The organism is Bradyrhizobium sp. Bra64 (genome assembly GCF_024519875.1).
Classification (GTDB): Bacteria; Pseudomonadota; Alphaproteobacteria; order Rhizobiales; family Xanthobacteraceae; genus Bradyrhizobium; species Bradyrhizobium japonicum_G.
Genome location: NZ_JALJRD010000022.1, coordinates 34,820 through 46,584, shown reverse-complemented (window position 1 = coordinate 46,584; position 11,765 = coordinate 34,820). Strand labels below are relative to the sequence as shown.

Genomic DNA, 11,765 nt, shown 5'->3' with positions numbered 1-11,765 from the left:
TCCAACAGTCCTGACAAGCGCGCATGCCCTTTAAATTCATCCACATCACCGACACGCATCTGGCGAACCCGGGGCTGAAGCTCTATGGCCTCGATCCACGCGCCCGGCTAGACACTGCGATTGCCGACATCAACAAGCACCAGTCCGACGCTGCGTTCGCGGTCGTGACCGGCGACCTCACCCATTGGGGCGAGCCTGACTCCTACGCCAATTTCGCAGACGCGATGGCTGCGCTGAAAATCCCGTACATCGCCATGGTCGGCAATCACGACAAGCGCGTGGCCTGCCTCGATGGCCTGAAGGCCGCGCCGCGCGATCCCGACGGCTTCGTGCAGGGCACCCGCACCACCGAGCACGGCCTGTTCGTGTTCCTCGATACGCTGGACGAGACCAGCCATGCCGGCGAGATGTGCGCCAAGCGCCTCAGCTGGCTCGCAAGCACGCTGGCCGCGGCGCCCGCCGACATGCCGTTCGTCGTGTTCATGCATCATCCGCCGTTCCCGGTCGGCGTCCACGCGATGGACGAAATCTCGCTGGCACAGAGCGCGGAGTTCGCCGAGGTGATCGCGCCCTATCGTTCGCGCATCCGCCACCTCTTCTTCGGCCATGTGCACCGGCCGATCTTCGGCAGCTACGGCAAGATACCGTTCTCGACGCTCCGCGGGACCAACCACCAGGTCTGGTTCGAGCTTGACGCTGCCGCGACCGAGCATCTCGCCAGCCATGAGCCGCCGGCCTACGGCGTGGTGCTGATCGACGGGGAGAACCTGGTCGTGCACAGCCACGACTTCCTCGACACCAGTCTGCGTTTCCCCTTCGAGCCACCGGCGGGAATGGACGGCCGCGACTATGCACTCAAGTTCGCGGCGCGGTGAGATGAGCCTGGCTGAACCCGCGGCTCTCCCCGTCGCGGCCTCGGCGCCGGCGCGTCTGCATATCCTGAATCGGTTTTCGCACCGGTTCAAAGCCTCGCTGCCGGCCTATCTGCTGCTGCTTCCGTCGCTGATCTTCCTCGCGCTGTTCACCTATGGCGCGATGGGCCGCGTGTTCGTCGATGCGCTCTACCAGCGCGCCACGCCGAAGGCGCCGCTCCGCTTCGTCGGGCTCGACAACATCAACGCGGTGCTCGCCGACCCAGCCTTCACCGGCGCTGTCGTCAACAACCTGATCTATGCCGTCGGCACCGCGATCCCGAGCATCGCCCTCGCGCTATTGTTCGCGCTGGCGCTGTCGCGCACCAACGCCGTGACCAGTGCGCTGCGGGCCGCGCTGTTCCTGCCCGTGCTGATTCCGATGGTCGCGGCGTCCGCGCTGTTCCTGTTCATCTTCCTGCCCAATGTCGGGCTGCTCGATTACTACATCGGCCGCTTCCTTCCGGTGCTGCCGAACTGGCTCGGCGATTCCGACATCGCGCTTTACGCGATCATGGTCATCACGATCTGGAAGAACGCCGGCTACTACATGCTGTTCTTCCTCGCCGGCCTCCAGGCGGTGCCCGAGGACGTCATGGAAGCCGCTCATCTCGACGGCGCCGGCCCGTACCAGCGCCTGCGCCACATCATCCTGCCGGAGCTTAAGCCCACCTTCCTGTTCGTCATCGTGATCGCCACCCTCAATGCGGTGACGCAGGTCGACCACGTCTTCGTCATGACCAAGGGCGGGCCGTCGAACTCGACCAGTCTCGTGCTGTTCTACATCTACGAGCAGGCGGTGGAGCACTACGACATCGGCAAGGCCTCGGCGGCAACGCTGCTGACGCTCGCCGCGCTGATGGGCCTCACCGCGCTTTCGTTCCGGACGATGGCGAACCGCGAGGGCGGGGCATGACGCTGATCGACCGCCTGTTCAAGGACACCCCGCTCGCCACCCGCCGCGAGATCACGCCGAAGCTGGGTTTTGCGCTGACGGTGCTGCTCGCGATCGTCTGGCTGATCCCGTTCCTGTGGATGGGCGTGGCGACGCTGCGCCCGCCCTCCGATGGCATCAACGCCATGGCCGAGCTGATGCCGAGCCTGAAGCCAACGCTCGACAACATCAGGGACGCCTGGGAGATCGGCGATTTCCCGCGATACGCCCTCAATACCACGATCATTTGCACCGGCATCCTGTCGGTGCAATTCGTCACGATCACGCTGGCGGGCTTTGCGTTCGCGCGGCTCGACTTCGCCGGGAAGTCGCTGATCTTCTACCTGTTCCTGATGCAGCTCATGTTGGTGCCGGTGCTGCTGATCGTGCCGAATTTGAGCCTGGTGGCACAGCTCGGACTTTACGACACGCTGACCGGCGTGATGATGCCGTTCTTCGCCTCGGCCTTCGGCACCTTCCTGATGCGCCAGGCCTTCGAGGCTATTCCGACCGAGCTGGAAGATGCGGCCCTGATCGACGGCGCCAGCCTGCTCCAGCGCATCCGCCACATCTACGTGCCGTTGTCGATGCCGAGCTTCTCGGCGTTCGCCATCATCTCGGTCACCAGCCACTGGAACGACTTCCTGTGGCCGCTGATGGTGATCAATTCGCCGGACAAGCGGCCGCTCACGGTCGGCCTGTCGGTCTTCACCGCGACCGCCGAAGGCACGCAGGCCTGGGGCACCATCGCCGCCGGCACGCTGATGGTGATCGCGCCGCTGCTCGTCACTTTCCTGATCTTCCAGAAGCGTTTCATCAGCTCTTTCGTCACCTCAGGCATCAAATAGGAGATTATCCGATGCTGTTTTCCCGCAGGCTCATGCTCGGCCTCGCCATCGCAGGCACTATGGCAGGCGCCCTCTCCTTCCCAGCACTCGCCGGCGAAGGTCCGACCGAGATCGATTTGTTCTTCCCCGTCCCCGTCGACGGCAAGCTCGCCCGCGACATGGGCACCTTGATCAAGGAGTTCAACGAGGGTCATCCCGACATCAAGGCGACCGCCGTCTACACCGGCTCCTATGACGACACGTTGATCAAGACGCGCGCCTCGATCAAGGCCGGCAAGCCGCCGGCTGCCGTGATCATGTCGGCGAACTTCCTGCTCGACATGCAGATCGAGAACGAGCTCACCAATCTCGATCCCCTCATCAAGGCCGACGGCACCACCAAGGACCAGTTCCTCGGCCAGTTCTTTCCCGCGCTCCAGGGCAACGCGGTGATCAATCGCTCCGTCTACGGCGTGCCCTTCCAGAACTCGACGCCGCTGCTCTACATCAATGCCGACCAGGCCAAGGAAGTCGGCCTCGACCCGAACAAGCCGCCGCAAACCTGGGCCGAGCTCACCGACTGGGCCAAGAAGCTCACCAAGCGCGAGGGCGACAAGGTGACCCGCTGGGGCATCGCGATCCCCTGCGCCTACGACTATTGCGGCTGGATGATGGAAACGCTCACCATGTCCAATGGCGGGCGCTACTACAACGAGGAATTCGGCGGCGAGGTCTATTACGACACGCCCTCGATGCTTGGCGCGCTCTCCTGGTGGAACGACCTCGTCTACAAGCACAAGGTCCACCCGCCCGGCGCCACCCCCGGCCCGGCCGTCAGCACCTCCTTCATCTCCGGCAATGCCGCGATGATGATGCTCTCCACGGGCTCGCTGACCTATGTGCGCGACAACGCCAAGTTCAACTACAAGGTCGCGTTCATCCCGCGCAACGTCCGCAACGCCGTGCCGATCGGCGGCGCTTCGCTGATCATTCCGGCAGGGCTCGAGGCCGACAAGCAGAAGGCGGCCTGGACGCTGATCAAGTGGATGACCTCGCCCGAGAAGAGCGCCTGGTGGAGCCGCGCCACCGGCTATTTCGCGCCCAACATGGCTGCCTACAAGACGCCCGACATGGTCGAGTTCCTGAGCAAGAACCCGGACGCCAAGACCGCCGTCGAGCAGCTCGACGTCGCAAAACCCTGGTTCGCGACCTACAAGACCGTCCCGGTGCGCAAGAACCTCGAAGACGAGGTCATGCTGGTTCTCAACGGCAAGAAACAGCCGAAGGAGGCCCTCGTCGCCGCCCAGAAGGCCGCTGAAGAGACGCTGAAGCCGTACAACGCGGAGACGTCGCTGAAGCTGCCGTAAGGCCGCCTCCAACGGCAAACGAACATCGGCGCTCCGTCATGCGGGGCGCCGAATTCGTTTTGAGTAGCCCGGGCGCGTTAACCCCGCGTCCACCATCCGGCCCGGCGCTCCGCCGGTAACCACGAGAATTAACAGACCCTCAATTCGCGCCAGACAAGTTTAGCAATGTTTCTGGGGGATTTTTGCCGTGGATCTGTTGGTTTTCGAGTTCCTGGGACTGGCTCTGGTCGCCATGTGCGTGCTCGTGGTGGCGCTGCCCTGCGCCCGCAAATCCTCGCAGCGGGTGCGTTACGAGTAGGAATTTTTGCCGATCCGAGCGATTCCGTCCCAAATGCAAGGCTCGAATTCGCTCCAACCCCCTTGACATCACAGCGCTTTCGGCAGAACGGCTGATGTACGTGTCATGGGCCGTTCATGGATTTGATTACCACCACCGCTGACCTTGCGGCTGCCTGCAGCCGGCTGGCCAAGCACCCCGTCATTACCGTCGATACCGAGTTCCTGCGCGAGACCACCTACTACCCGCTGCTGTGCGTGGTGCAGATGGCCAGCGCCGAGGAAGCCATCGTCATCGACACCCTCGCCGAGGGCATCGACCTCAAACCGTTCTTCGAGCTGATGGGCAACGAGAGCGTGCTGAAGGTGTTCCACGCCGCCCGGCAGGACATCGAGATCATCTGGCACCAGGCGAGCATCATCCCGCATCCGGTGTTCGACACCCAGGTCGCGGCCATGGTGCTCGGCTACGGCGACAGCATCGCCTATGACGCGCTGGTGGAGAAGGTCACCGGCCACCGCCCGGACAAGACCCACCGTTTCACCGACTGGTCGCGCCGGCCGCTGACCAAGGAGCAGATGCATTACGCAGTGTCCGACGTCACGCATTTGCGCGACGTGTTCGCGGCGCTCGATGCCGACCTCAAGAAGCGCCGTCGCAGCGAATGGGTCTCGATCGAGATGGAGGTCCTGACCTCGCCCAAGACCTACGACTTCCACCCCGAGCGCGCCTGGGAACGGCTCAAGACGCGGGTGCGCAAGCCCAAGGACCTCGCGGTCCTGATGGAGGTCGCCGCCTGGCGCGAGCAGGAAGCTCAGAGCCGCGACGTGCCGCGCGGCCGCGTGCTGCGGGACGAAGCCATCAGCGACATCGCGACCCACGCGCCGAACACGCTGGAGAAGCTTGCCCATCTGCGCTCGGTGCCGAAGGGTTTTGAGAAATCCAAATGGGGCGCGGACATCGTCGCTGCGGTCGAGCGCGGCTTGGCGCGGGATCACGCCACGCTGCCGAAGCTGGAAAAGCCGCGCAACAACAACAACGGCGCCGCGATCGTCGAGCTCTTGAAGGTCTTGCTGCGCATGACAGCGGAGCGCCATGCGGTCGCCAGCAAGGTGATCGCCACCGTCGACGATCTCGAGGAGATCGCGGCCGATGACGAGGCCGACGTGCCGGCGCTACGCGGCTGGCGCCGTGAGCTGTTCGGTGACGCCGCGCTGAAGCTGAAGCGCGGCGAGCTGGCGCTGGCGATCGAAAAGGGCCGTGTGGTCGGGGTGCAGCGGGCGGAATAGGCCTCGCTAACTATCGACGCGGAATAACTGCCACACCGTCATCCTGAGGTGCGAGGCGTGCGAAGCGTCGCACGGCGAGCCTCGAAGGTTGAACGCCCCCCTCTGCTGAAGTCGGGCCGTCACCCTTCGAGGCTCGCCGAAGAGGCGAGCACCTCAGGGTGACGGTGATGGAGTTGGACCCGCTTTAAGCCGGCGGCAGCTTCGCCACTTCGCCCTTCATGTCATCCAGCACACCTGCGATCGCGGCGACCAGCTCGTCGACCTGGGCCTTGGTCACGATCAGCGGCGGGCAGATGGCGATGGCATCGAGCATGTTGCGCGAGATCACGCCGCGCTCCTGCAACATGCGGCTCGCCATGCCGCCGACGGCGCCTGGCGTTGCCGCGGCGGTCCTGCGTTGCTTGTCGAGCACCAGCTCGAGCGCCGCGATCATGCCGACGCCGCGGACCTCGCCGACCAGCGGATGGCTGGTGAGCTCGCGCAGTTTGCCCTGCATGTAGCCGCCGAGTTCGGCGGCATGCGCGACCAGGCCGCGCTCCTCGATGATCTTCAAATTCTCGAGCGCAATCGCCGAGCCGACCGGGTGGCCGCCCGCGGTGAAGCCATGGCCGAGCACGCCGATCTTGTTGCTCTCGTCCGCGATCGGCTCGAACATGCGGTCGTTCATGATGATCGCCGACAGCGGGAAATAGCTCGAGGTGATCTGCTTGGAGACCACGATCGCATCGGGCTTGATGCCATAGGTCTCGCAGCCGAACATCTTGCCAGTGCGGCCGAAGCCGCAGATCACCTCGTCGGCGACCAGCAGGATGTCGTACTTGTTCAGGACCTTCTGGATCTTGTCCCAATAGGTCGCCGGCGGCACGATGACGCCGCCCGCACCCATCACCGGCTCGCCGAAGAACGCCGCGATCGTATCCGGCCCTTCCTTCTGGATCAGCGCATCGAGCTCCTCGGCCCGGCGCGTTGCAAAAGCTTCCTCGCTCTCGCCCGGCGCGCCGTCCTTGTAGAAATGCGGCGAGCCCGTATGCAGGATGTTCGGCAGCGGCAGGTCGAACGAGCGGTGGTTGTTCGGCAGGCCGGTGAGGCTGGCGGACGCGATGGTGACGCCGTGATAGGCGCGCATCCGGCTGATCACCTTCTTGCGCTGCGGCTGGCCGAGCGCGTTGGAGCGATAGGCGATCAGCTTCAGGACGGTATCGTTCGCTTCCGAGCCGGAATTGGTGAAGAACACCTTGCTCATTGGCACCGGCGCGAGTGCGACCAGCTTCTCGGCGAGGTCGATCGAGGGCCCGTGCGATTTGGCGGAAAACGTGTGATAGAACGGCAGTGCCTGCATCTGCTTGTGCGCGGCCTCGACGAGACGCTTCTCGTTGAAGCCGAGCCCGACGCTCCACAGGCCCGCCATCGCCTCGAAATAACGCTTGCCCGAGGCGTCGAACACGTAAGGGCCTTCGCCGCGTTCGATCACTAGGGGACCGGCCTGCTGATGCGCGCGCGCGTTCGTGTAGGGATGGAGCTGATAGGCCACATCCCGGGCCTCTTGCGAATTGGGCAGCATGGACATTTGCGGGAATCCTTGAAAGCGTCACGTCGCCGGCCCGGCCAGCGTCATCACTCGATGATCAGACTCCTTGGCTATTGCGACAGCGCAGAACTTGCAACGCCAATTCGTCGGCAGCAAGCGCTCAGCAGCGTTGCACAAAGCCGCGCATCGGGCAGCTGTCACGCCGCGCCGTCATCGTCTCCGTCGCGGTCGGCGGCAGTGGCCTCCCGCACCTCCACCAGAGCCATCGAAAGCAGATACAGCGTCGTGGGCAGACCAAGCCGCTGCGCCGTCTCGGCGGCATGCGACAGCTCGCTCGTCAGCTCTTTGAGCTCGTCTCCCCGTGACAATGCCTCATCCTATCCGCCGATCGCGGCCGCCTACACCGCAACGGCGCCGCTGGTTCTGATCAGTTCGGCGCTGGACTGGATTGTAGCAAAATTCCCGATGACATTCACTACCGCATGCTTGTAGGCGGCCGCATCGGCCGTCCCCGGCTGCCGGCAGGCCACGGCATCGGCGACCATCTGGTAGCGATGGCTGCGATGAAACCCGTCAATGGCAGTGGCCAGGATGGTCTCGTCCAGGGAAAAGCCCGCGAGCACGCAGCGGACATTGCGGATATTGGACATGTAGTCCACAAACCTTGCCGAACTGTAGGCCGACGGCAGCGGGTGCTCGAACGTCATTTCTCCCGGCCGCGGCTTCGCCTCCGCGATCCAATCGGTCAGCCTGGATGCCGGATTGAACCAGGCCGCCTGCGCGATGCGCTTCAGGTGCATCACCGGCCAGAGATTGTCGCGCCACAGCGTCAGCAGTTCCACGCAACGCGCCGTGGCGGCATCGCCGTCGAGAATGACGTGGCGACGCCCAGGGGTCAGATATTCGACCTGGAGATCCGCGCAGACCAGGATCGGCGGATCGTCGGAGATGGAAGCCAGCATGGTCTTGCGCGCAGCTGCACGGTTTCAGCGGTCGGCGAGCGCGAGGTCTCGCAGCGGCGAGGTCACCACCCGCCCTGCCGAGGCGTCGAGCACGCCGGGCCGGTCCCAATCGCCCTCGGGACGGATGATCACGTAGGGATCGCTGTCCAGCGTGATGGCGTCCGGTCCCGGTTCGATCTCCAGCAGCATCTCCGTGTAGGAGAAGTCGGAGAATGTGATCTTTCGGTTATGGCCCAGCGGCTTGGCGCCGAAATGAGCCCAGAAATCGACCAGCCGGTCCTGCGCCTGGCCGTAGATCTTGCGAAAGCCCTTGCGCTTCACATAGTCGACGCTCGCCTGCACCAGCTTGAACGAGACGCGCGAGCGCCGATATTGGTGCCGCACCGCGAGCCGCTCCACCTTGGCGAAATCGCCGAAGAACCGCACCCGCAGGCAGCCCGCAGGCTCGTTGCCGACATAGCCGATGAAATGCGCGGCGACCATGTCGTTGCCGTCGAACTCCTCGTCGAACGGGCAATCCTGCTCGGCGAGATAGACCGCTGAGCGGATTGAGGTGACCAGCATGAGATCGCTGAGATCGCGCGCGAGGCGGATGGTGATGGCGCGGGAATCGGGCTTCGCGAGAGGAATTCTAGTACCGTGCATCTGCAAAACTCCCTGCTTGGATGATCGCGCCGGGCATGCGCATCGGCTGTCGATGCCAGGGCCGCTCGTAGCACCAGAGGTCGGGCTGGAAGCTCGGAACAGGCTCGAAACCGGTCGCCCTCATGATGTCACGTCCGGCCACGGTTGACGGCTGCGCATAGCAATCCGCGTTGCGAAATCTTAGCTGTCGCAGATGAGCCGCGGCCTTGCCGAGACCGGCGATACCGCGCCCCGTCGCGGCGATCGCCCAGATGTAGATGGCGGAAACCTCCTCGCCGGCAGAGGCGAGATAGTGCGTCTCGGGTGCGGTGAGGCAGATCTCGTCGAGCAGCAGCGCGTCGTGGCCGCGGTCGTTGAGAAAGAGGAAGGCCATGCCGCCGAGCAGACGGCCGTTCCGGCTGAAAGCCAGGATGCTCTGAGGATCAAAGGTGAAGTATCTTGCAAGCTCCGCCGTCCCGATCTGCACGCCGGGCACCAGCCGGCGCGCCATCTCGGAAAGCTCCGCAATTTCGGAAAATTGTGCGCCGCGGACATCGACATCCGGACTGAGCGGCAACGCGTCGAAATCATGCCTTGCGGCAAACGAGCCCCTTTCCATACCCAGATCGCCCCTCTATCGTTCGCGGCTTTCGTACCCCGCTATGTAGAGCTTAGCGGCTGGGGATTTGGCGTATGCAGCAGTTATTGCACCGGGGTGCTGCTATGATGCAGCACCGTGAAGAAACCCTGGATGCGTCCTGGGACGATTTGAAATTGTTTTTAGCTTGCGCAAAATATAAAAGTTTCCGTAACGCCGCCGAGGAGCTCGGGCTCACCTCCACCACCCTGATGCGCAGGATCGACCGGCTCGAGGAGAGCATCGACTGCAAGCTGTTCCTGCGCGACCAGAGCGGGCTCACACTCAGTGACGAAGGCAGCGCGATGATTGCCGACGTCGCGCACATGGAGCGTCATGCCTTCAACGTCTTCCGGCGCGCCTCGCGATCGTCGAACGACACGTCGGGCACCGTGCGCGTGGCGGTGACCGAAGGTCCCGGCAATTTCTGGATCCTGCCGCGACTGATCGACTTCCAGAAGACCTATCGCAAGATCACTGTCGACCTGCGCTGCGCGATGGAGCAGGCCGACGTCGCACGACTCGAATCCGATATCGCGATCCAGCTCGAGCCGCCGACCAATCCCGACCTGATCGTTACCAAGCTCGGCCGTCTGCACATCTATCCCTTCGCCTCCAAGGAGTACGAAGACCTCTACGGCGTGCCGACGAGCCTGGCCGAGCTGAAGAATCACCGCATCATCAAGCAGAGCGCGCCGCAGGTCGACGACGGCGCCTACGCCCGCGTGCTCGGGCTGAAATCTCTCGAGGGCATCGTCGGGATCAAGACCAACTCCTCGGTCGGCGTGCTCTATGCAGTGGAGCGCGGCGCCGGTATCGGCTTTCTGCCGACCGTCTCGATCGCGCTCGGCGCCCCGCTTGTCGCCGTCGATCTCGGCGTCAGTCATCACGCCGATCTCTGGCTCACCTACCACAAGGAGTTCCGCGCCTCCGAGCGCCACAAGATCGTGGTCGATTGGCTGAAGAAGATCTTCGATCCCAGGACCCATCCCTGCTTCCGCGACGAGTTCATCCATCCGAACGCGCTGGTGCCGATGATGACGGCCGCGCGCGAGGGTTTTGGATTGACGGGCTACATCGCGGCAACGCCGACCTAGGGGACGAGAGCGGGTCGCCCCTCACCACCGATATTCGAATCCGACCGTGCCCTGGTGCGACGTCAGCTCGTTGCGGAACTTGCCGTCGTAATTGACGTAGAGCCGCGCAGTGTTGGTCAGGCTGAGCGAGGCCGAGGCCCCGGCATCCATGCCGTAGCGGCTCTCGCCGATGCCGGGCACGACGATGCTCTGGGTGCCGAGGCTGACCTGCACCGATCCCAGGTTCTGGTAGAAATTGTCGACGAACTTGCCGTAGGCGGACAGGTCGAGGATCCTCTGGTCGAAGATAAAGTAGCGTCCGATCTCTGCCCCGATCATGACGCGCGCACGCGAGAGCGCGGTTGAGCCGACATTGAGGGGATCGAGGCCACCGGCCTCCTGGAACGCCGCGCCGGTGGCGTGGACATATTCTAGAGCGCCCTTGGGCACGATTCGCATCTGGTCCTTGGTCCAGTAATAGCTGATCTCGGTCAGCGCGCCGTCGACTGCGGCGCGATAGCCCGCGGTTGCGAGGCCAAAGCCGGTGTCCCGGCTCGAACGGACCTTGCCGAAACCGTGCACCACCGCGAAGGCCCAGGTCCACGGGCCCTTGTCGACCGAGCCGCTGAAACCGAGTTGCGTCAGGTCGAGCGTCGCCGACTGGAGCGCCAGCGGCACGTCGATGTCGGTATGGCTCTGATCGATCGAGAAGCCGAGATTGACACCCGGCGCGACCCGCGCACCAAACCCGGCGACGCCGCCGAACGTCTTGCGCTTGTCGCCGACGAAGTCTCCTTGCGCATCCGTCCGGACCGAGATGCCGTAGCCCTCGAACCAGGTGCGGTAGCGCGGGTCTTCCGTGCTCGCCGACGCACCACCGCCGCCGGGATTGGTGCGAAACGCCCGGTTGACGCCGCCAGATGACTGGTTGCCGAGCCGCTCGAGGAAATTCGAGCCGAGATCGAGCGTGGCGGTAGTCGGCACCGGAATGGGAGTCGGCGACGGAATTGGCGTGGGCGTCGGCGTGGGCGTCGGGCTCTGAGCAAAGCCTGACGTGGCCGCCGACATCATCGCGACGAACGCAACGGCCATCGCAATCGCAACCCGGCGGACGCGGTCCAACCCGGTCGCCTGCCGTGTCCCGGAGGACCGCGATTGGCAGCTCATGACGACAAATCCCGAAGCAAAATGGCGGCCCGCAAAAATGCAACACGATCCGCGGCAGGTGCGGCGATTTGTGCCGAACTGCCACGAAGGGTCAACCGGTTGGCGCGCTATGGCCGAGGCTATTGCCTCGATTGTGGTTCCGCTGCCACAGGTCACAAATTGCAGA

The 11,765-nt window shown here is 64.1% G+C and carries 12 protein-coding genes; 6 read left to right on the top strand and 6 right to left on the bottom strand.

Translation table 11 applies throughout. The features are described from left to right. Nucleotides 1-23: 23 nt before the first annotated feature. The 5 genes from NR187_RS33340 (at nucleotide 24) to rnd (ending at nucleotide 5,605) form a co-directional block, all read left to right on the top strand. Entirely contained in the window at nucleotides 24-875 is an 852-nt protein-coding gene (locus NR187_RS33340; protein WP_211385473.1) for a phosphodiesterase, read from the top strand. A 1-nt stretch (nucleotide 876) separates the two neighbouring features. Continuing rightward, the gene (locus NR187_RS33335) at nucleotides 877-1,827 is read left to right on the top strand and encodes a carbohydrate ABC transporter permease (RefSeq protein ID WP_211385472.1); all 951 of its coding nucleotides are present in this window, start codon (nucleotides 877-879) and stop codon (nucleotides 1,825-1,827) included. Next, nucleotides 1,824-2,693 (top strand): carbohydrate ABC transporter permease, encoded by an 870-nt coding sequence (locus tag NR187_RS33330; protein WP_256809258.1) that lies wholly within the window; start codon nucleotides 1,824-1,826, stop codon nucleotides 2,691-2,693. Before NR187_RS33335 ends, NR187_RS33330 begins: the two co-directional genes overlap by 4 nt. 11 nt (nucleotides 2,694-2,704) lie before the next feature. After that, on the top strand, nucleotides 2,705-4,039 hold the full coding sequence (locus NR187_RS33325) for an ABC transporter substrate-binding protein (RefSeq protein ID WP_211385470.1): 1,335 nt from the start codon (nucleotides 2,705-2,707) through the stop codon (nucleotides 4,037-4,039). Between the two features lie 414 nt (nucleotides 4,040-4,453). Next, nucleotides 4,454-5,605 (top strand): ribonuclease D, encoded by a 1,152-nt coding sequence (rnd, locus tag NR187_RS33320; protein ID WP_211385469.1) that lies wholly within the window; start codon nucleotides 4,454-4,456, stop codon nucleotides 5,603-5,605. A gap of 184 nt (nucleotides 5,606-5,789) precedes the next feature. On the opposite strand, the gene NR187_RS33315 is transcribed toward rnd, so the two are convergent. From NR187_RS33315 to NR187_RS33295, 5 genes are all read right to left on the bottom strand, one after another. Beyond that, nucleotides 5,790-7,172, bottom strand: coding sequence for an aspartate aminotransferase family protein (locus tag NR187_RS33315; protein ID WP_256809256.1), 1,383 nt, complete (start codon nucleotides 7,170-7,172; stop codon nucleotides 5,790-5,792). Between the two features lie 158 nt (nucleotides 7,173-7,330). Beyond that, a complete protein-coding gene (locus NR187_RS33310) occupies nucleotides 7,331-7,501 on the bottom strand; it encodes a hypothetical protein (protein WP_211385467.1) in 171 nt (56 codons plus the stop codon). Nucleotides 7,502-7,531: 30 nt separating this feature from the next. Then, on the bottom strand, nucleotides 7,532-8,095 hold the full coding sequence (locus NR187_RS33305) for an isochorismatase family protein (RefSeq protein ID WP_211385466.1): 564 nt from the start codon (nucleotides 8,093-8,095) through the stop codon (nucleotides 7,532-7,534). Nucleotides 8,096-8,119: 24 nt separating this feature from the next. Then, nucleotides 8,120-8,740, bottom strand: a complete 621-nt coding sequence (locus tag NR187_RS33300) for a GNAT family N-acetyltransferase (RefSeq protein WP_211385465.1) — start codon at nucleotides 8,738-8,740, stop codon at nucleotides 8,120-8,122. Beyond that, the gene (locus NR187_RS33295; RefSeq protein WP_211385464.1) at nucleotides 8,727-9,338 is read right to left on the bottom strand and encodes a hypothetical protein; all 612 of its coding nucleotides are present in this window, start codon (nucleotides 9,336-9,338) and stop codon (nucleotides 8,727-8,729) included. The genes NR187_RS33300 and NR187_RS33295 overlap by 14 nt, the downstream gene beginning before the upstream one ends. Before the next feature lie 74 nt (nucleotides 9,339-9,412). Here NR187_RS33295 and NR187_RS33290 point away from each other — a divergent pair, with 74 nt between their 5' ends. Beyond that, entirely contained in the window at nucleotides 9,413-10,453 is a 1,041-nt protein-coding gene (locus NR187_RS33290) for a LysR family transcriptional regulator (RefSeq protein ID WP_211385463.1), read from the top strand. Nucleotides 10,454-10,474: 21 nt separating this feature from the next. Here the strand turns inward: NR187_RS33290 and NR187_RS33285 are convergent, their stop codons facing one another. Further along, nucleotides 10,475-11,599 (bottom strand): autotransporter outer membrane beta-barrel domain-containing protein, encoded by a 1,125-nt coding sequence (locus tag NR187_RS33285; RefSeq protein WP_256809254.1) that lies wholly within the window; start codon nucleotides 11,597-11,599, stop codon nucleotides 10,475-10,477. Between the last annotated feature and the right edge of the window lie 166 nt (nucleotides 11,600-11,765).